The sequence below is a fragment of the Flavobacterium aciduliphilum genome (assembly GCF_003268855.1).
In the GTDB taxonomy this organism is placed as follows: Bacteria; Bacteroidota; Bacteroidia; order Flavobacteriales; family Flavobacteriaceae; genus Flavobacterium; species Flavobacterium aciduliphilum.
The window spans coordinates 113,797-134,120 of record NZ_QLSZ01000009.1 but is presented as its reverse complement, the minus strand read 5'-3'; the positions used below and the strand labels follow the sequence as shown (position 1 = coordinate 134,120).

The 20,324-nt window shown below is 34.0% G+C and carries 21 protein-coding genes and 1 rRNA gene; 10 read left to right on the top strand and 12 right to left on the bottom strand.

The genetic code is table 11. The annotated features are described in order from the left end of the window. Window positions 1–78: ribosomal RNA gene (gene rrf, locus CLV55_RS13115) — 5S ribosomal RNA — on the top strand; the annotation flags it as partial. A 369-nt stretch (window positions 79–447) separates the two neighbouring features. On the opposite strand, the gene CLV55_RS10350 is transcribed toward rrf, so the two are convergent. Genes CLV55_RS10350 through CLV55_RS10340 form a run of 3 tightly spaced genes read right to left on the bottom strand, consistent with a single transcriptional unit; the run spans window position 448 to window position 1,772 of the window. Continuing rightward, window positions 448–672, bottom strand: coding sequence for a hypothetical protein (locus CLV55_RS10350; RefSeq protein WP_112113718.1), 225 nt, complete (start codon window positions 670–672; stop codon window positions 448–450). Window positions 673–680: 8 nt separating this feature from the next. Then, window positions 681–1,325, bottom strand: coding sequence for an endonuclease III domain-containing protein (locus CLV55_RS10345; RefSeq protein ID WP_112113717.1), 645 nt, complete (start codon window positions 1,323–1,325; stop codon window positions 681–683). Window positions 1,326–1,328: 3 nt separating this feature from the next. Next, complete coding sequence (locus CLV55_RS10340; protein WP_112113716.1) at window positions 1,329–1,772, bottom strand: DUF4268 domain-containing protein; 444 nt, start codon at window positions 1,770–1,772, stop codon at window positions 1,329–1,331. A gap of 45 nt (window positions 1,773–1,817) precedes the next feature. On the opposite strand from CLV55_RS10340, the gene CLV55_RS10335 reads away from it, so the two are divergent. Together CLV55_RS10335 and CLV55_RS10330 are read left to right on the top strand one after the other, a co-directional pair. Beyond that, window positions 1,818–2,456 (top strand): NUDIX hydrolase, encoded by a 639-nt coding sequence (locus CLV55_RS10335; protein ID WP_112113715.1) that lies wholly within the window; start codon window positions 1,818–1,820, stop codon window positions 2,454–2,456. Window positions 2,457–2,495: 39 nt separating this feature from the next. Beyond that, window positions 2,496–3,266, top strand: coding sequence for a lysophospholipid acyltransferase family protein (locus tag CLV55_RS10330; protein WP_112113714.1), 771 nt, complete (start codon window positions 2,496–2,498; stop codon window positions 3,264–3,266). A gap of 2 nt (window positions 3,267–3,268) precedes the next feature. Here the strand turns inward: CLV55_RS10330 and CLV55_RS10325 are convergent, their stop codons facing one another. Genes CLV55_RS10325 through CLV55_RS10315 form a run of 3 tightly spaced genes read right to left on the bottom strand, consistent with a single transcriptional unit; the run spans window position 3,269 to window position 5,505 of the window. Beyond that, window positions 3,269–3,892, bottom strand: a complete 624-nt coding sequence (locus CLV55_RS10325) for a hypothetical protein (RefSeq protein WP_245902712.1) — start codon at window positions 3,890–3,892, stop codon at window positions 3,269–3,271. Between the two features lie 4 nt (window positions 3,893–3,896). Further along, entirely contained in the window at window positions 3,897–4,391 is a 495-nt protein-coding gene (locus CLV55_RS10320; RefSeq protein ID WP_112113713.1) for an RNA polymerase sigma factor, read from the bottom strand. 52 nt (window positions 4,392–4,443) lie between these two features. After that, window positions 4,444–5,505 (bottom strand): DUF3810 domain-containing protein, encoded by a 1,062-nt coding sequence (locus CLV55_RS10315; RefSeq protein WP_112113712.1) that lies wholly within the window; start codon window positions 5,503–5,505, stop codon window positions 4,444–4,446. A gap of 98 nt (window positions 5,506–5,603) precedes the next feature. Here CLV55_RS10315 and CLV55_RS10310 point away from each other — a divergent pair, with 98 nt between their 5' ends. Further along, window positions 5,604–7,067 (top strand): aminoacyl-histidine dipeptidase, encoded by a 1,464-nt coding sequence (locus tag CLV55_RS10310; RefSeq protein WP_112113711.1) that lies wholly within the window; start codon window positions 5,604–5,606, stop codon window positions 7,065–7,067. A gap of 39 nt (window positions 7,068–7,106) precedes the next feature. Here the strand turns inward: CLV55_RS10310 and CLV55_RS10305 are convergent, their stop codons facing one another. From CLV55_RS10305 to CLV55_RS10290, 4 genes are all read right to left on the bottom strand, one after another. Then, entirely contained in the window at window positions 7,107–7,505 is a 399-nt protein-coding gene (locus CLV55_RS10305) for a lipocalin-like domain-containing protein (protein ID WP_112113710.1), read from the bottom strand. A gap of 29 nt (window positions 7,506–7,534) precedes the next feature. Continuing rightward, the gene (locus tag CLV55_RS10300) at window positions 7,535–8,080 is read right to left on the bottom strand and encodes a PepSY-associated TM helix domain-containing protein (protein ID WP_112113709.1); all 546 of its coding nucleotides are present in this window, start codon (window positions 8,078–8,080) and stop codon (window positions 7,535–7,537) included. Window positions 8,081–8,083: 3 nt separating this feature from the next. Then, window positions 8,084–10,225, bottom strand: coding sequence for a TonB-dependent siderophore receptor (locus CLV55_RS10295; protein ID WP_245902711.1), 2,142 nt, complete (start codon window positions 10,223–10,225; stop codon window positions 8,084–8,086). Between the two features lie 209 nt (window positions 10,226–10,434). Beyond that, the gene (locus CLV55_RS10290; protein ID WP_112113707.1) at window positions 10,435–10,938 is read right to left on the bottom strand and encodes a DUF6265 family protein; all 504 of its coding nucleotides are present in this window, start codon (window positions 10,936–10,938) and stop codon (window positions 10,435–10,437) included. A 101-nt stretch (window positions 10,939–11,039) separates the two neighbouring features. On the opposite strand from CLV55_RS10290, the gene prfA reads away from it, so the two are divergent. From prfA to CLV55_RS10275, 3 genes are all read left to right on the top strand, one after another. Beyond that, a complete protein-coding gene (gene prfA / locus CLV55_RS10285) occupies window positions 11,040–12,113 on the top strand; it encodes a peptide chain release factor 1 (protein WP_112113706.1) in 1,074 nt (357 codons plus the stop codon). A gap of 119 nt (window positions 12,114–12,232) precedes the next feature. Further along, window positions 12,233–13,051: an orotidine-5'-phosphate decarboxylase gene (gene pyrF / locus CLV55_RS10280; RefSeq protein WP_112113705.1), complete on the top strand. Its 819-nt coding sequence runs from the start codon at window positions 12,233–12,235 to the stop codon at window positions 13,049–13,051. Continuing rightward, complete coding sequence (locus tag CLV55_RS10275) at window positions 13,048–13,833, top strand: alpha/beta fold hydrolase (RefSeq protein WP_112113704.1); 786 nt, start codon at window positions 13,048–13,050, stop codon at window positions 13,831–13,833. Before pyrF ends, CLV55_RS10275 begins: the two co-directional genes overlap by 4 nt. A 168-nt stretch (window positions 13,834–14,001) precedes the next feature. Here the strand turns inward: CLV55_RS10275 and CLV55_RS10270 are convergent, their stop codons facing one another. After that, a complete protein-coding gene (locus CLV55_RS10270) occupies window positions 14,002–14,748 on the bottom strand; it encodes a DUF4197 domain-containing protein (RefSeq protein ID WP_112113703.1) in 747 nt (248 codons plus the stop codon). Between the two features lie 168 nt (window positions 14,749–14,916). Here CLV55_RS10270 and CLV55_RS10265 point away from each other — a divergent pair, with 168 nt between their 5' ends. The 3 genes from CLV55_RS10265 to CLV55_RS10255 all read left to right on the top strand — a co-directional run bounded on the left by CLV55_RS10265 (window position 14,917) and on the right by CLV55_RS10255 (window position 19,968). After that, window positions 14,917–18,342 (top strand): methylmalonyl-CoA mutase family protein, encoded by a 3,426-nt coding sequence (locus CLV55_RS10265; protein ID WP_112113702.1) that lies wholly within the window; start codon window positions 14,917–14,919, stop codon window positions 18,340–18,342. A 49-nt stretch (window positions 18,343–18,391) separates the two neighbouring features. Further along, window positions 18,392–18,862 carry a GyrI-like domain-containing protein gene (locus tag CLV55_RS10260; protein WP_112113701.1) on the top strand — a complete coding sequence of 157 codons (471 nt, stop codon included), beginning with the start codon at window positions 18,392–18,394 and terminating at the stop codon, window positions 18,860–18,862. Between the two features lie 155 nt (window positions 18,863–19,017). After that, window positions 19,018–19,968 (top strand): T9SS C-terminal target domain-containing protein, encoded by a 951-nt coding sequence (locus tag CLV55_RS10255; RefSeq protein ID WP_112113700.1) that lies wholly within the window; start codon window positions 19,018–19,020, stop codon window positions 19,966–19,968. Here the strand turns inward: CLV55_RS10255 and CLV55_RS10250 are convergent. Continuing rightward, complete coding sequence (locus CLV55_RS10250; protein WP_317048371.1) at window positions 19,965–20,276, bottom strand: YchJ family protein; 312 nt, start codon at window positions 20,274–20,276, stop codon at window positions 19,965–19,967. The genes CLV55_RS10255 and CLV55_RS10250 overlap by 4 nt on opposite strands. Window positions 20,277–20,324: the final 48 nt, after the last annotated feature.

The following is a 20,324-nucleotide window of genomic DNA, read 5'->3' as shown; positions in this document are numbered from 1 at the left end:
TCCCATTCCGAACAGAGAAGTTAAGTCCGACTGCGCAGATGGTACTGCATCTTGTGGGAGAGTATGTCGCCGCCTTTCTTTTAAAACCTCTATCATTTTGATAGAGGTTTTTTGTTTTTGACGATATTAAAAAAATACTATTGTATATTGAAATGAATTGTTTCTAAAATATCTGAATATTGTTTTGTTGCTTCATTAAATTTTCGGATATGAATAGAATTACAAATAAACTCAAAATTAATTGCTCGAGTACTAAATAGTTCCTGAGCTTTTTTTATTCTTTCTGAATCTAATCCTCTAGCAATAGTCATGTGAGCATGAGTATGTTTAATATCAAAACCTATTGATTTATGAATGTCAATGATGATCGAGTTAAGATATTGTTGAGACTCTTCATCTGGTGATATATAAAAGGTATGATATGAGAAGGAATTAAATGTGTTGAATCTAACTTTTTTTTGGAATTATAGTTCTGCAAAAGTCTCTAATTTGATTCAAGTAAAGTTCTAAAATTAGATCGTTTTCTAGATTTATTATAGTAATGTGACCATCTGAATTTGCACTACCAAACCAACCAATATTGTCTTTTAAGGATTTCTTAAATGATTTTATTAAGTCTAGTTGCTCAATAGTTGGAAAAATCACTAAGGAATATAGTGGAATTGGTTTCATGTTTTAAATCAAATTGTTTTAAAAGGATATTGACAATCATTTTGAATAAGGCATTCATTGCATTTTGGGTTAGAAGGACGACAGGTTTCTCTTCCTAAAAAAGAAAGTGCCATTCCTATTTCGCCCCATATTTCCTTTGGAAGTATTTGCATTAATTGTTTTTCTACTTTGTTTCCGTCTTTAGATTCATCGCACAGCCCAATTCTGGGAGCAACCCTAATTACATGTAAATCTACAATAATACCATCTGCGGGAACTTTCATCTCGCGCATGATTACATTAGCTGATTTTCTACCAACTCCTTTCAGTAGAATTAAATCAGATAAATGGCTTGGGATATTGGCTTCATTCTTTAGTGTTGTTGCTATTTCTATGATCCATTCGGATTTAGTTTTGAAATTTCTAACTTTATTTACAAAAGGATATAAATTTTCTCGAGTAGTTTTTGATAAAACTTCAAAAGTAGGGTATTGTTTGAAAAGAGCAGGGGCAATCTTATTGATATTAGCATCCGAATCTTGCGCAGAAAGAATTACCATAATCATTAGTTGATAGTTGTTTTCATATTGTAAAGGATGCTTTTTTCCTCTATATTTTTCTATTAAAGGCGCTAAAGCATTATCCCAATGAAAATCAGCATTAAATAAATCCATTGTCTACGTATTAAGATCTAAATCTCGTATATAATCTTCATATTCGAAGAAAAAACGCTCAAATTTTGACATATTTACCTCAAAAAACTCGAAAATTATTGGCCATGATTCTTTGTTCTTTATAGTTATATTATCAAGTTCTACCCAAATTCGACTAATTATTTTGCCATTATCTAAATGTAACCTTTTTTCAAATAATACATCTGGAAGATAATCTTCCATTAAAATATTTTTTAAAGATTCAATTTTTTCAAAATAAATTGTTCTTTTTTCTTCCTCTTTTGGTTCAATATCAAGAATTACTTGAGCTTTTTTTGTATCAGCATAAAATTTAAAAACAACATCCTTGATTTTAGTATTATAAAGAATCCATTTTCTTGGATAACTTTCTGCAAATTGAATCCAGAATTCTTTTTTTAATCTCTGATTTTCCTCTTTACTAAACATTTTAGGGTAATTTTTGTAAATTTATAAATTATTTAAAAGAGATCCATGTTATTCAGATACTTATTAAAAAATATTGAAAAAATAAGCGATTTAGAAATACCAGGAATAGAAGCTCAACTAAAAATGGCTCCTAAGGAACGGTATGACAGTATTCAAAATGTATTTTCTTTGGAAGATAATGCCAAGAAAGCGGCCATTCTCATGTTAATCTATCCGAAAAATGATTTAGCTCATCTACTATTGATTGTAAGAAATTCTTATCCAGGTGTTCATTCGTCACAAATTGCCTTTCCTGGTGGTAAAGTTGAAAATTTTGATAAGAGTTATGAGGAAACCGCCTTAAGAGAAACATTTGAAGAAATTGGTGTGTCTCAACAATGGATTCAAGTTTATAAATCGTTTACACCAGTATATATTCCTCCTAGTAATTTTTATGTGTATCCTTATCTTGGAATTGCTGAAAAAGAAGTAAATTTCATAAAAAATGAGGCTGAAGTTGCTGATTTGATTGAATTGCCCCTCTCAAAATTGCTTGATGAAAGTATTGTTTCGTATATGACTATTGAAACTTCTTATGCTAAATCTATTAAAACTCCCGTGTTTAGTATAGATAACAATGTTATTTGGGGAGCAACAGCCATGATGCTCAGCGAATTGAAAGAAGCCTTGAAATTAATTTTATAAAGTATTAATTTCGTATGTTTGCGTTTCAAATTTTTGAAAATGGGTTTGTTTAAACGTAATCCTTTTGGACATATTTTGTTTATTAAAAAGTGGTTAATTAGAATTTTTGGAGCGATAACACATAAACGCTACCGAGGATTTAATGATTTATATATTGAGGGATCGGAAGTGATTCGTAATTTACCTGATAAAAATGTCTTATTCATTTCCAATCATCAAACGTATTTTGCGGACGTTGTGGCTATGTTTCATGTTTTTAATGCCAGTCTTTCAGGAAGAAAAGATACCATAAAAAATGTTTGTTATTTATGGCAACCTAAACTAAATATCTATTATGTAGCTGCTGCTGAAACTATGAAGGCGGGCTTGTTACCACGAATTTTAGCTTATGTAGGCGCTATAACAGTAGAAAGAACTTGGCGTTCAGGAGGTAAAGATGTTATCGAAAAACGTGAAGTAAATCCGAATGATACAGAAAATATTAGAATTGCACTTGAGGATGGCTGGGTAATAACCTTTCCGCAAGGCACGACAAAATCGTTTAAGCCAGTACGAAAAGGAACAGCTCACATAATTAAACAACATAAACCCGTTGTGGTACCAATTGTTATTGATGGATTTAGACGTTCGTTTGATAAAAAAGGATTGCGTATGAAAAAGAAAAATATTCTTCAATCGTTTATCATTAAAGAACCTCTTGCTATTGATTATGAAAAGGATACCATTGAACAAATCGTTGAAAAAGTGGAATTTGCTATTGAGCAACATCCTTCTTTTTTAAAGGTAACTCCAATTGATGATATGCCATAATCTTAAGCTACGTCGATTTTTTTTAATTCAAAATAATTTTCATTTAACTTTCGCAATAGAATACCATACAAAAGTTTATAAAACACCCAAAACACTAAAAAAAGAATTACGATTATTCCAAATGAAATTAAATATAATGTAGTTTCATGTTTAGAATAAAATGCATTTAAAATGCTGTTATTTTTGACTTCTGAAAAAACAGCTACAGTACTTGAAACGGCAACCAGGAAAAGGTTATACCAAACATAATATTTTACAATTCTTCTGGTTTTTAATATATCTTTCATCAATCTTTTAACAGAAGAAGAGGCATTAATCGTTTTGAAATTTTTGTAAAAAAAGGAAATGAACAGTATCAAAACAATGTAATTTATCACCGTCAGGATAATTTCAAAGTTATACAGATGCACTACATTCATTTTATTTTGATATTCATCATCAAATAAAATTAAAAAATCCAACCCTCTTAGAATGATAAATTCTAAAATACTTATCACCAAAATCCACTTTACTATAGAAGATGATTTTTTATGTATCATTTTATATAGTTCAAATTCTGATAGTTGACGGAAAGTGTTTTCACTTCTTTTCCAATCTTTTTTCAATAAATCCAAATCTTCCATCATCGTGCTACGGATTTAATATTTTTTTTAATTTACCTTTTATCCTATTCATTTTAACGCGAGCATTGACCTCACTTATTCCCAACGTCTCTGCAATTTCTGAGTAATCTTTATCTTCTAAATACATAAAAATTAAGGCCTTCTCAATATCATTTAACTGATGAATCGCTTTATACATAGCTTTCAATTGTTCTTCTTCTTCAGGGTTGTAATCTTCTTGTTTTATAAAAAAACTATGCTTTTCATAATCTGAAGTTTGAATCGTTTTGGTGCTTTTTCGATAAAGCGTAATGGCAGTATTCAGTGCGACTCTGTAGGCCCATGTGGAAAATTTAGATTCTCCACGAAATTTCGGGTACGCTTTCCATAACTGAATGGTCATTTCTTGAAACAAGTCCTTGTGCGAATCCATATCAGACGTATAGAGCCTACAAATTTTATGTAGGATATTCTGATTTTCGCGCAGCAACTGCACAAAGGATTGCTCAATCGTTTCTTTCATGAAAAAATTAGTATAAAAAATAGGACTATTGTTACATCTATTTTCTTGTCTTTTATATTTTTTTGTCTTTGTAATAGATAACCATCAAATTCACGAACTTGCTATAACTTTCCATACCGTCTTTTTGCTGATTCATCTTTAAATATTGATCGTAAATTGCATGAAAACCTTTGTCAATAAAAGTATCGTATTGATTCCAAAACCTATCATTCTCTTTGTAGTTTTCTAAAATTCCTCGATTGATTTTCTTTTTTAAAACACGAAATAAGGCTTTGTTTTTAATTCCGATAGTGGTCATGCAATACCGTAAAGCATTTAGGTAAGCTGAATATTGAATGTATAAATCTTGGTTTTTTATTCCCGCTAAAAATCCAATAAAATTGCATTCACTTTCACTAGCATACCCAATTTGATGCGCCATTTCATGACACATGACGTTTGGGAAACTCACCATCGGTAATTTTGTATTGACTTGCGCCTCGTTGGTAAACGGATTTAAATATCCTGCAAAGCCCATGTAAGTGAGAGGTATACTCATTAATGACTTTTTTTTGCTCGAAATCTCATACTTAAAAAAGGGATATTCCTTAGCCAGTTGATTATAGCCGTCTTGTGACTTGCTAAAAATCATTTCTTGCGAATAAGGATTGATTACTTTTTTATTTTTGTTATGCTCGATTTGGAATTGAATATGATTCGTCTTAACAATCAATTTTTCAGTAAAAATGTGTAAATCCTTTTCTGTATAATCTCTAGAAATATTCATTTTTTCAAATAAAGGCATACGATAATAATTTAATCCCCATAGTAAATGAAATAAGAGGTAAGTCACAGAAATATAACTAGTAATTTTTAACACATACTCTTTCCAATTAAGATTCCATGATTTTTTAGTTTTCCAAATGTTATACAATAATAGTGTTGTTAAAATCATATAAATAACATCTCCAACTGAAAATGGAACTTTTCCAAGAATTATGCGTGAAGTTCTTGAAATAAAAATATACCAACCATTGCTGTAAAAACGTTCTACTAACTCTGGAAATAAAGCAATGATTCTTAGAGCAATTATCTGAATAATCAGAAATAATGGAAGTGTATATTTACCTTTCACTTGAATTTTTTAAAACGTAAATATAATCACAAATCAATTCCGAAAGAAATTAAACTTTGTAACTTTGCTACTTTGAAACTTACAAACTAAAAACCACAATGAGCCAAGAGATTAGAAATCTAGAACCCAAAGCACTTTGGAACAAATTTGCCGATTTAAATGCGGTGCCACGTCCTTCCAAAAAAGAAGAGCGTGTGATTGAGTTTATGAAAAACTTCGGAAAAAGTTTAGGATTAGAAACTTTTGAAGATGAAATCCGAAATGTAATTATAAGAAAACCGGCTACTCCAGGAATGGAAAACCGTAAAACCATTGTGCTTCAAGGACATTTGGATATGGTGTGTCAAAAGAATAATGATACCGAATTTGATTTTGAAACACAAGGCATTGACATGTATGTAGACGGTGATTGGGTTCGTGCTAAAGGAACAACACTCGGAGCCGATAACGGACTTGGTGTTGCCGCTATTATGGCAATTCTCGAAAGTAAAGACATTCCGCATCCTGCCATTGATGCTCTTTTTACAATTGATGAAGAAACGGGAATGACAGGAGCTTTAAATCTAAAAGGAGGTATTTTAAAAGGAGAAATTCTTTTAAATTTAGATACAGAAGAAGACGACGAAATTGACATTGGTTGTGCAGGAGGCGTTGATGTTACGGCTACAAGAAAGTACAATGAAGAAGAAATTCCAGAGGGATCTGTGGGTTATACGATTACTGTAAAAGGGTTGAATGGGGGGCACTCAGGAATGGATATTCATAAAGGTTTGGGGAATGCTAATAAAATTATGAATCGTCTTTTGTTTGATGGATTTGAAAACTTTGGTCTTCAAATTGCTGAAATTTCAGGAGGTAGTTTGCGTAATGCTATTCCGCGTGAAAGTGTGGCTAAAGTCATTGTTGCGTCTATGTATGATGAGGCTTTCGTGTTTGATATGCAAGAAGTAATCCACGATATAAAAGCGGAATTCAAAACCATGGAGCCTAATTTAACTATAGAAATTGTAAAATCAGACTTGCCTGCTAAAGTGATGGATTTAGGTGTTCAAGAGGGGTTACTTCGTGGAATTTATGCTGCACATAATGGGGTGTATCGTATGAGTGCCGATATGGCTGACTTGGTTGAAACGTCTAATAATATTGCTCGTGTGATTGTTAAAGATGGCGAAATTACGATTCAAAATTTAACTCGTTCTTCGGTTGAAAGTTCAAAATTTGATTTAGCCAATGCTCTGCGTTCGGCATACGAATTATTTGGTTGTGAAGTTGAGTTTGCTGGAAGTTATCCAGGTTGGACACCAAATGTAAATTCTGAAATTTTGGATGTACTGACGTCAATTTATGAAAAACAAAACGGAACCAAACCTAATGTTGTCGCTTGCCATGCAGGACTAGAATGCGGAATTTTAGGAACGAATTATCCAGGAATGGATATGATTTCTTTTGGACCAACGATACATGGAGCGCATAGCCCAGATGAAAGAGCAAGTATTTCTTCTTCTCAAAAGTTCTGGAAATTTTTGCTAGAAATTTTGGTAACTATTCCAGTTAAGAATTAAGATTATAAAAAAAACTCCGATTATGTCGGAGCTTTTTTATTAAGGTACTTTGATGAATTTTGCTTTACAAGGTTCAATACAAGGGTAATTCAGTATTAATGTTGTTCCTATTAATTCGTATATTATAGTAGTATTTGGACAACTTGTCGGAATTAAAGTATTAGTCGCCGCTGTGTAAGTTCCGGTTGAACTTGCGTTAGATGCGGTAGACATATCACACAAAGAACCATTAGAAGTTACATTACCAGTAGCGTCAAATGTTATTGTTTTTGTACTGGTTACAGGTGTAAAGACACCACTTCCATTACCTGGATCAGCATACATTTCAGTATATTTCCAGGTTCCAACTAATAAATTAGTACTCGTATTGCTGTCATTTTTATTACAAGAAATTAAAGTAAAAATTGCAATTGAAATAAGTAAATAGGTCTTTTTCATTTTATTTTTTATTTAAATAATAAACATATTTACACAAACAACAATACCAGCAACGGAATAATTATTCCTGCCAATGCCAATTTCCAGCCTCTACTTTTAAAGCTAAATTTACCAGCCGGAATCATAATAGCTCCCGTAATAGCTATTGTAATTAAGGAGATTCCAAAAATATCGCCATAATAAATCCACCAATTGGAAGTGTTTTTGTGCAACTTCATCATCGAGCTGATAATAGGTGTTTTGATAAAAGTTGTAATTTCACCTTTACCACTTTTCATATCAATTTCAACATCATTTTTTTCAAAAGAAATTCGGAATTTTCCATCTTCTACTTTTTGACGACGGAATTTATCATCAATCCCTAATTTTTTACCTAATTCTTCTGCATAGTCATCGTTTATTTCATTCTCTTGTGGAACTTTAACGACAATCAACTTACTTTCAGTTGTATATTTTTCGGCATGAAAGCTATCACGATGGTTCATTAAAATTCCCGAAAGAGCAAATGAAATAATTAGTCCGATGTAAAAATACCCCAAATCGCGGTGCAAGTTTCTAATTTTTTGTTGATTCATAGTTTAAAATATATAATTAATAGCAATTGAATAATTTCTTGGTGCAATAGGATTTACGCTATTATCATCATGGACATTGTAATTTAATTCATTTAAAATGTTGCTTATTTTGGTTCGAATTGCCCATTTTTTACAAACATAACCAATTGTTCCATCCATTTGAAAATAATCCGAAATATAGGTTAATTTTCTTGTATCGTTAGTTACTATAATTCTGGTTGGTCTACCAGCATAACGAGTTCCAAAATACGTGTTAATCAAACCAATAGTTAATCCTTTTAATTTTCCAGATTCTAAATTGTAATTAATATTAAAGTTAGCCGTGTTTTTTGGATTGTATTTTAGTTGACTTCCTTTTATAAAATAAATATCATCTCTGTATTTTGTTTCATTAAAACTATACCCAGCAACTATTGATAATCCTTTGAATGGATTTGCAATTAAATCTATTTCAACTCCTTGACTTCTAACTTCACCAGCTAAAACTTTTATGTAAGAGTAAGTATTTCCATTACTTAAGGATTGTTGGTAGAATTTGTCATTTGCTATTTGATAGGCAGTAACATTTAAAAATAATCGTTCGTCAAATAACTTATTTTTTATACCTATTTCGTATTGATCAATTATTGATGGACTTAAAGAAGCTCCACTTTCATCTTGTCCTGTATTTATTTCAAATGAATTGGAATAACTTGCGAATAGGGTATTATTGACCGTTGGCTGATAAATTAGACCAATTCTTGGTGAAAAAGCGCTATCATAGTTAGTTGTATTTGTTGTAGAGTTTGTAGAATAAGCCAAAACATTACTTCTTGTATCTTGATAACTATAGCGTACTCCTGCTAAAAGTTTAAATTTCTTAAAACAATTAATTAAATCTTGAACATAAGTACCAAAGCGATTAATTGGTGCCGTTGTTAAGGTGTTTTTTTCTAATATTGGAATTGTGGCTTCATTAGATGGATTATAAGGATCAAATATGTTTATTGTATCATAATTGTTATAATTTTTGAATGTAGTTGTAAATGTCTTCAACTGTTCTGAATCTATACCTATTAAAAATTGGTGGTTTATTTTTCCAGTTGAAAAATTTCCTTTTACATCCATTTGCTGAATGAAATAGTTTTCTTTTGCTTCATTTTTTTGAAGACTTCTAGTCCAATTTCCATTAGTTTGAACCATACCGTTTGTGCCAGAATTAGGTCGAGTATTACTGAATAAATCAGTTTCATAAAATCGAAATCCATTCATAAAATTTAGATTCCAATTTTCAGATAATTTGTGAGTTAAAGTTGCTGAAGCCATAGTTTGCGCACTATCATAATATCCCCAACTTACCCCCACAAATTTATTTCTTGGAAAGTCAATTAGTTCATAATTGATTATTCCTGCTCCAAAGTCTGCAGTTCTTCTGTCATTTGTATAATCTGCTTCAACAAGTACTTGTGTTTTTTTACTCAGTTTAAAAATTAAGGAAGGGTTTACGTATTTACTCTCAGAAGAAACAAAATCTCGGAAGCTATCTCCTTTTTCAAAACTTCCATTGATTCTAAAGGCTACTTTTTTATTTTTTCCAATGGCATTATATACATCAAAAGTTGGCTTGTAAATATTAAAACTCCCAAATCGTAATCCTATTTCTCCACCCAATTCAAATTTTGGTTTTTTAGTAATTAAATTCAAAATTCCACCAGCAGATACATTACCATAGAGTAGGGCAGCACTTCCTTTTAACAATTCTACTTTTTCTAATCCACTTGTTTCAATATACATTCCATTGAAGTAACGCATCCCATTTTTAAAAGTATTTGAACTCGATAGTGGAAAACCTCTGGAAGCGATTTCTTCTTGGTAACCTCCTGTTGTTCCCATAATATAAACACCATTAGCATTTTTTAAAATATCAGATAATGATTGTGTTTGTTGGTTTTGCATAATCGTAGCGCTAATTACAGCACTAGCTTGAGGTAAATCCATCGGTTTAATTCCCGATTTTCCTATGTTTAATGGTTTTTTTTGTTGCTTTGCAGTTACGATAACTTCTTCAAGAATTTTCCTTTTTACAGTATCATTGATTGCATAGAAATCATCAGAAATTTTAGTTTGTTGAGCAAAACATGATGCACCAATTGATAGTACTAGCATCGATAAAGTTTTATATTTATACATTTATTTAGAATAATTAAAAATAATGATGCAAATATAAAAAGTGTAATCAAACTATCAAATTTTATTTAGATTAAATATAAATAATTAACATTTGTTAAAGTATAAGGTTTTGATTTACTTAAAATTAGAGATAAAAAAAACTTGCTGTTGTAGCAAGTTTGTATATGTTTTAGAGAAGTTTAAACTTAGTTTACCTTACGCATTGGGTAACTTTCCGAACTTATCTTACCTCTTTGTTTGCCTGATATAGTGGCTATCAAACTTCCATTTTTTTGAAGTTTGTATTCGATTTTTTGAGGATAATCGTGTTTTGGATTTTCAAAAATCATCAGGCTATCTTCCTGTTTTGTCATCTGAAAAGGAACAGCCTCATCGTTATTTTCTCCTTTTACAGTTGCAAAATAAATCAAATGCTCTCCATCCTGTACTAATTCTATGTTCTCGTTATGAACGGTGTCTTTAGAATTAATAATGAAGTATGATTGTCCTACATAAGAACTGTCATCTTCCACTTCCCAATGCTCAGTAAGAATACCCATACTATCTTTTTTCTCCCAATTTCCCAAGAGCCATTCTGCTTTTTTTACTTGATCATAATCTTTAAGCAGATTTCCTTTTGCATCATATTTTTTGCACGAAACGCCTATAACTAATGCAGAAGCTACCACCAGAAATACTATTTTTTTCATAGTTTGTTTTTTTACACTACAATAGTATAAAAAAACTACCAAAGGAACACTTTCAACTGAACACTTTTTTACTATTTTTGCACTCCAAATACAAAACCATGATGTTAGAAAGACTTCAATATGTAAAACAACGCTTCGACGAGATATCGGATTTGATTATTCAACCTGATGTGATTGCCGATCAAAAACGATATGTTCAATTAAATCAAGAGTATAAAACCTTAAAAGCTTTGATGGAAAAGCGCGAGGAACTTATTAATGTAACAGGCAATATTGAAGAAGCGAATGAGATTATTGCTGATGGCTCGGATGCAGAAATGGTTGAAATGGCAAAAATGCAATTAGATGAAGCTAAAGAACGCCTCCCACAGCTGGAAGAGGAAATCAAGTTTATGCTGATTCCTAAAGATCCAGAAGATGCCAAAAATGTAATGGTAGAGATTCGTGCGGGAACTGGTGGTGACGAGGCGTCTATTTTTGCTGGAGATTTGTATAGAATGTATACGAAATATTGTGAAGGACGGGGCTGGAGAACCTCGGTAGTGGATATGAATGAAGGAACTTCGGGCGGGTTTAAAGAGATTATTTTTGAAGTAACGGGTGAAGATGTTTATGGAACATTAAAATTTGAAGCTGGTGTACACCGTGTGCAGCGTGTGCCACAAACTGAAACTCAAGGGCGTGTTCACACCTCTGCTGCTACAGTAATGGTATTACCTGAAGCAGAAGAGTTTGATGTGCATATTGATATGAATGATATTAGAATCGATTTGTTTTGTTCGTCTGGACCAGGAGGACAATCGGTAAATACAACCAAATCGGCGGTGCGAATGACACACATTCCAACTGGATTGGTGGCACAATGTCAAGATGAAAAGTCACAACATAAAAATAAAGACAAAGCCCTTTCCGTTTTGCGTTCGCGTTTATACGAAATGGAATTAGCAAAAAAACAAGAAGAAGATGCTAAGAAGCGTAATTCTCAGGTGAGTAGTGGCGATCGTTCTGCTAAAATTAGAACTTATAATTATGCTCAAGGAAGAATCACAGATCATAGAATTGGGCTCAGTATTTTTGACTTAGACGGATTTATGAATGGTAATATTCAAAAAATGATTGACGAACTTCAATTAGTTTCGAATACGGAAAAGCTAAAAGAAAGCGAAGTTTTTTAGTAAATGAAACTAGAGAATAGAATAAAGAAAAGAAGCTGAACAATTTATGTTTAGCTTTTTTTTTAACACATAGCGAACTTTGCGAAAAACTTTGCGAACTTTGCGTTTAAACAACTACAATGACAACACAGCAATTAATTGAACAAATTCAACGGAAAAAGTCCTTTTTATGTATTGGATTGGACGTTGATTTGACCAAAATCCCAGAGCATTTACTGCAACTCGAAGATCCAATTTTCGAATTCAACAAAGCCATTATTGATGCCACGCATGATTTGTGCGTTTCTTATAAACCCAATACAGCGTTTTATGAGGCTTATGGCATCAAAGGCTGGCAATCCTTACAAAAAACCATACAGTATATTAACAAAAACTACCCTGAAATTTTCACGATTGCCGATGCCAAACGAGGCGACATTGGCAATACGTCATCAATGTATGCAAAAGCTTTTTTTGAAGATTTGAATTTCGATTCAATTACCGTTGCACCCTATATGGGGAAAGACTCTATTGAACCCTTTTTAGCGTTTCATGAGAAACACACGATTCTGTTGGCTTTAACTTCTAATGAAGGGGCGTTTGATTTTCAAACAAAAAAAGTAGAAGAAATAGAACTTTATAAAACCGTGATAGCTACTTCACAATCATGGCATAACGCTCAAAACCTTATGTATGTAGTGGGAGCGACCAAAGCAGAATATTTTAGAGAAATTCGGAAATTAATACCTGATAGTTTTCTTTTGGTACCGGGCGTTGGCGCACAAGGGGGAAGTTTGCAGGAAGTGTGCAACTTCGGAATGTCTAAAAATATTGGATTGTTAGTTAACTCTTCGCGTGGAATTATTTATGCTTCCAAGGGAGCTGATTTTGCTGAAAAAGCGAGAGAAGAAGCAATGAAAATACAATTAGAAATGCAAGATATTGTTAATACACTTTGATAGCTTATACAACATATCAAAACCATAATTCCAGTGAATGGGTCACTTTTGTGCATGGTGCGGGAGGGAGTTCGTCCATCTGGTTCAAACAAATCAAAGCATTTCAAAAACAGTTTAATGTATTGCTGTTGGATTTGAGAGGTCATGGCTCCTCGAAGGCGCAATTAAAAAAGACGTTTAAAGCTCAGTATACGTTCCAATCAATTGCCCATGATGTGTTGGAAGTTCTAGATCATTTACAAATACAGACGTCTCATTTTGTTGGAATTTCTCTCGGAACTATTGTTATTCGGCAATTGGCAGAGGCACACCCTACACGTGTAAAAACTATGATTATGGGAGGCGCCATTTTAAAAATGAATGTTCGATCACAAATTCTAATGCGATTAGGAACTGTCTTTAAGTATGTTTTGCCTTACTTAGTTTTGTATCGTTTTTTTGCGTTTGTTATTATGCCCAATAAAAATCATAGGCAATCAAGGATATTATTCATCAATGAGGCAAAAAAATTATATCAAAAAGAATTTATTCGTTGGTTTAAACTCACGGCCGAGATTAATCCTGTTTTAAAATGGTTTCGCCAACAAGAACTTAATATTCCAACATTTTACATTATGGGTGCAGAAGATTATATGTTTTTGCCCGCAGTAAAAAAAGTCGTTGAAAAGCATTATAAAACGGCTCAATTAGTAGTACTTGAACAATGCGGTCACGTTGTTAATATTGAACAAGCCGAAACGTTCAATACAGAAGCTCTTCGATTTATTAGTAAGAACCAATAAAAAAACGCCAATGTTTAATACGAAACATTGGCGTTTTCTAAACTAACCTAAACCAAACAAAATAATAATCGCTTATCTATTTCAGTGCAAATATCTAACTTATTCTTAGATAGTTGTGTTAAGGATATGTTATTCTTATGTTATTGATTATTAAAATATAAACGTAGATTATTTAGAGTTCAAGAGTCCAAATACATTTTGTAAAACAGAAGAGGTTCTTGATTTTAAATTCTTTCGAATATTTTCTTCTTCAACGGCGATCATTTTAAAAACACCGTCCATTGTTTTTTTGGTGATGTAATCGGTCAAATCGGGATTGACTTTTGATATTAGTGGTATTTGATTGTATTTTGAAATCATGGCATTCCAAACGACATCGGCACCGACTTTGGCAATTGATTCTTGAACTATAGGGCTAAATTTTTGATACAACGCCTCGTGGGTACTGCTTTGCAAATAGAGCGTTGCTGCATTTGAATTTCCAAACAAAATAGATTTAGCATCAGTAATAGTCATGTTTTTTATTGCATCCATAAAAATAGGAGTTGCTACTTTTACGGCATCTTCTGCTGCTCGATTCATAGTCAATACTCCCTGGTCAACAACATTCCCCATTCCCAATTTTCGAAGGGTATTCTCCATTTTGGTGAGTTCTTCAGGCATGAGTATTTTAACAGCTTCATTCTTGAAAAAACCATCTTCTAAGGCCAATTTTGTAACTTCTTTAGAGACACCATTCTGCAACGCTTCTTTCAAACCTGTTGCTATATCAAGGGATGCCGATGGATTTGAACTTGTTCCAGGGGTTGTGATTTTTGGAATACTTGTTTTTATTTTTGGTTTGACAGTTCCTTTTTTCGCCTGACTTAACACTACAAAGGGCAACAAAGCCACTACTAAACATATTTTTCTCATAATTTGTACCAAAATTAGATTTTTCACAAAGATACTTTAATCTTCAGTATTCCACCGTTAAAAATACTTTAAAAACGAAGCGTTTCAAGAAATATTTTACCTAAAATAACGCCAAATAAAATTATTAAATTCGTAAATTGCGCGTTTTAATTTGATTAAAAATTACAAATGAAACCACAAATACCTTATATTCCTAAAAATAAAGTAAGAATTGTTACTGCTGCGGCTCTTTTTGATGGTCATGATGCCGCCATCAATATCATGCGAAGAATCATTCAAGCGACAGGCGTAGAAGTCATACATCTTGGCCACGATAGAAGTGTAGAAGAAGTAGTAAATACAGCCATTCAGGAGGATGCCAATGCTATAGCAATGACTTCCTATCAAGGAGGACATAATGAATATTTTAAATATATGTATGACTTACTCCAAGAAAAAGGGGCAGGACATATCAAAATATTTGGTGGCGGTGGGGGAGTTATTCTTCCTTCTGAAATTGAAGAATTACAACACTATGGTATTGCAAGAATTTATTCTCCAGACGACGGGCGTGCTATGGGATTGCAAGGAATGATTAATGATTTGGTACAGCAATCTGATTTTCCTGTAGGAGACGTATTGCATGACGAAATCAATCATTTAGAATCCAAAAAACATACCGCTGTTGCGAGAGTGATTTCGGCAGCTGAGAATTTTCCAGAAGTGGCCAAAGGTGTTTTGGAACACATTCATGAAAAAAATAAATCAACTACTATTCCAGTACTCGGAATTACAGGTACAGGAGGTGCCGGAAAATCATCATTGGTCGATGAATTGGTGCGTCGTTTTCTTATTGATTTTCCTGAGAAAACCATTGGGATTATCTCTGTAGACCCATCTAAAAGAAAAACAGGTGGGGCGCTCTTAGGAGATAGAATCCGAATGAATGCGATTAATAATCCTAGAGTATACATGCGCTCGTTGGCTACGCGGCAGTCCAATTTAGCCTTGTCAAAATATGTTAGCGAAGCCATCCAAGTGCTCAAAGCCGCACAATACGATTTGATTATTCTTGAAACTTCGGGAATTGGACAAAGTGATACCGAAATTCTAGAACATTCTGATGTGTCGCTCTACGTTATGACGCCCGAGTTTGGTGCTGCTACACAATTAGAAAAAATTGACATGCTCGATTTTGCCGATTTGGTTGCCATTAATAAATTTGACAAACGAGGGGCATTAGACGCGATTCGTGACGTAAAAAAACAATACCAACGCAATCATAATTTGTGGGATGTCAATCCAGACGAAATGCCTGTAGTGGGGACCATCGCTTCTCAATTTAACGATCCCGGAATGAATACGTTATACAACCGTATTATGGATAAAATTGTCGAGAAGACAGGAGCTACACTGCAATCTACTTTTGAAATTACTCGTGAAATGAGCGAGAAAATATTTGTAATTCCACCACATCGTACAAGATATTTATCAGAAATTGCGGAGAATAATAGAAGTTATGATGCAGTCGTTTTACAACAAGTGGAAGTGGCTCAAAAATTGTATGGAATTTTTAAAACGCTTGAAGTAGTCAATAAAAAGCCGGTTCAAATTTGTAAAACGGGTATTGATGAAACAACAATCCACAGAACGGAAGAGAACAAAGTCTTTTTAGAATTGTTGTTGCAGCAATTTGATAAAGTAAAAATGGATTTGGATGCCTACAATTGGGAAGTCATTCAAACGTGGAATGACAAGGTAAATAAATATAAAAATCCAATTTACAGTTTTAAAGTTCGTGACAAAGAAATTAAAATCGAGACCCATACCGAAAGTTTGTCGCATTCTCAAATCCCAAAAGTAGCCTTACCGAAATACCAAGCTTGGGGCGATATTTTAAAATGGAATTTACAAGAAAATGTACCAGGAGAGTTTCCGTTTGCTTCAGGATTATACCCATTTAAACGAGAAGGAGAAGACCCTACCCGAATGTTTGCTGGTGAAGGGGGGGCTGAGCGTACCAACAGACGTTTTCATTATGTATCGTTAGGAATGCCTGCCAAAAGACTTTCTACAGCGTTTGATAGTGTGACTTTATATGGAAACGACCCCGATTTACGTCCTGATATTTATGGTAAAATTGGAAATGCGGGGGTATCGATTTGTTGTTTGGACGATGCTAAAAAATTATATTCCGGATTTGATTTGTCTCATCCGCTTACGTCTGTTTCTATGACCATTAACGGCCCTGCACCAATGTTGTTGGGATTTTTTCTCAATGCAGCTATAGACCAAAATTGTGAAAAATACATAAAAGAAAACAATTTGGTCGATGAGGTTGAAAATAAAATCAATGAAATTTACAAGAAAAAAGGAGTAGCAAGGCCTAAATACAATGGGGCACTTCCAGAAGGAAATAACGGATTGGGATTGTTGCTACTGGGCGTAACCGGCGATCAAGTCTTGCCTTTAGAAGTTTACAATACGATTAAAGTACAAACCCTAGCGCAAGTGCGCGGTACCGTGCAAGCCGATATTTTAAAAGAAGACCAAGCACAAAATACCTGTATCTTTTCGACAGAGTTTGCGTTACGATTGATGGGCGACGTGCAAGAATATTTTATTAAACAAAATGTGCGTAATTTTTATTCCGTTTCCATTTCGGGCTATCATATTGCCGAAGCGGGTGCGAATCCCATTACACAATTAGCATTTACTTTAGCAAATGGGTTTACTTATGTGGAATACTATTTGAGCCGCGGCATGAACATCAACGATTTCGGACCCAATTTGTCGTTCTTCTTTTCCAACGGAATTGATCCAGAATATGCGGTGATTGGTCGTGTGGCGCGTAAAATTTGGGCGAAAGCCTTAAAAAACAAATATGGCGCCAACGAAAGAGCCCAAATGTTGAAATACCATATCCAAACATCAGGTCGTTCGTTGCATGCGCAAGAAATCGACTTTAATGATATTCGTACCACATTACAAGCCTTGTATGCTATTTACGACAATTGTAATTCATTACACACCAATGCCTATGACGAAGCCATTACGACTCCAACCGAAGAATCGGTGCGTCGAGCAATGGCCATTCAGTTGATTATCAATAAAGAATTAGGATTAGCCAAAAACGAAAACCCAATTCAAGGTTCGTTTATTATTGAAGAATTGACCGATTTAGTAGAAGAAGCCGTATTGAAAGAATTCGACCGAATTACCGAAAGAGGAGGCGTTCTTGGAGCCATGGAAACCATGTACCAACGCAATCAAATTCAAGAGGAAAGTATGTATTATGAAATGTTGAAACATACGGGAGAATATCCTATTATTGGGGTTAATACGTTCTTGAGTTCTAAAGGGTCGCCAACGGTGCTCCCTGCTGAGGTAATCCGTGCTACCGAGGAGGAGAAACGATTCCAGATTCAAACCCTAGACCAATTGCACAAAGTACATGCCGATAAAGTAAAAGAACATATCAATGTGATTCAAGAAGCCGCCATCAACAATCAAAATATTTTTGAAAAATTGATGGAAGCCACGAAATATTGTTCCCTAGGACAAATTACCAGTGGGTTGTTTGAAGTAGGAGGGCAATACCGTAGAAATATGTAATTTAATAGATAATAAACCTTTCAGTAATGGAAGGTTTAATTTTTGATATATGAATCCACAAATCAAAACCTTCCCAGCTACCAAATTCATAGGCAAGAACCTTTCCTTTACTTATTCTGATTATCGAGCCTTTGAACTCTGGAGTGGTTTTATGTCTCGACGTAAAGAGATTCTAAATGCAATAGGAACCGATTTGTACAACATTCAAATCAACCCTGCGGATTTCGATTTTAAACCCGACACCCCTTTTATAAAATGGGCAGCAGTTCCTGTCTCCAATTTTGATGTTGTACCAGAGGGGATGGAATCCCTAGAAATTCCAGAGGGATTGTACGCCGTTTTTACCTACAAAGGTGATCAAACACAAGCCGCTTCTTTCTTTAAAGCGATATACACAGAATGGTTGCCTGCTTCGGGGTATGTACTCGACACCTGCCCACAGTTTGAAATTTTGAGCGATAAATACAAACCCAACGACCCTAACTCGGAGGAAACGATTTGGATTCCTGTGATGAAATAAGCTTAGCATTTTAGTTTTCCAATTTCTTTATATAATTTAACGCTATTGCTAAGTATCGTGGCGGCTTATATTATTACTGCTGATATCCTTAAGGTTTGGTTTTTTAAAAAGTATCGTAATGCGTAGCTTTGCGACAAAAGAATTCGTTTTGTAGCATGAAAAAATCGATTATTTATTTGGCTTTTGTATTCCTAGCTACGAGTGTAGGAGCACAAGTTAAAAAGAATGAAACACCACAAGAACCCAAAAGTACGACCCCCGAAGTAGTAACCAAACGGGTTAAACCAACCGCTACGATGGTGCTTGAACCTATGTTGCATGAAATTTCAGGATTGGCCACATGGAATGATGTGTTATGGGGATTTAATGACGATACCGACACTAGTTTGTATGCCATGAACCCCCAAACGGGTGCCATTTCGCATACTTATGAATTGCCCAAAGTGAGAAATCAAGATTGGGAAGAATTGACGCAAGATACCCACTATTTTTATTTGGGAGATTTTGGGAACAATAGTAAAGGGAATCGAGAAAATTTACACATTCTACGAATTGAAAAACAATCTTTGCTTCAAGAACTTCCTAAAATTGATACCCTTTGGTTTTCCTATTCCAATCAAGAAACGTTTATAGCCCAACCGCCCAATCAAACCGATTTTGATTGTGAAGCCATGATTGTAAAGAAAGACAGTATATATCTTTTTACTAAACAATGGACTTCTGAGCAGACCAGCGTTTATGTGTTGCCAAAAGTACCAGGGACTTATAAAGCGCAATTAAAAACTACCTTTAATGTAGAAGGCTTAATTACGGGAGCAACCTATTGTGAAGAAAAAGACATCATTGCACTATGTGGCTATTCGTCGCTATTAAATCCATTTGTTTTTCTTTTGTATGCGTATCAACCCGACAATTTCTTCTCGGGTAAAAAACTAAAAATTGATGTAGGACTTCCTTTTCATCAAGTGGAAGGGATTACCACTTCAGATGGTTTGCATTATACTATAAGCAATGAAGCTTTTGTGAAAAAACCATTTTTTAATGTCCCACAACAGTTGCATACTCTTGATTTGAGTTCGTTTTTTGGAAACAAAAGCAAACATTAATACGTGCCGTCTACATAAAACCATTGCCCATTTTCGAAAATAAATCTCGATTTCTCACGATGTATTTGTGCCTTCAAATGAGCGTCTAGGTAGTAAGCTTGAAAGGTTACGGTCGTTTCAGTCGTGTGGAGTACCTCAAGTTTTATCCATTGATTGGTTTGGCTCCAATCGAGAATGGCGGCTTTGTCGTGTTGTTTTCGAGTAGAACGATGGGTGGTCGCTAGGAGATAATCGGCAGCTCCAGTAGCAAATGCGCTGTAGCGTGAACGCATCAAGGTTTCGGCAGTAGGAGCTTTATGTACACCCAAAATATAGGGTTGACAACAATTCTAAAAGGTCAGGGTAGTCCCACAATA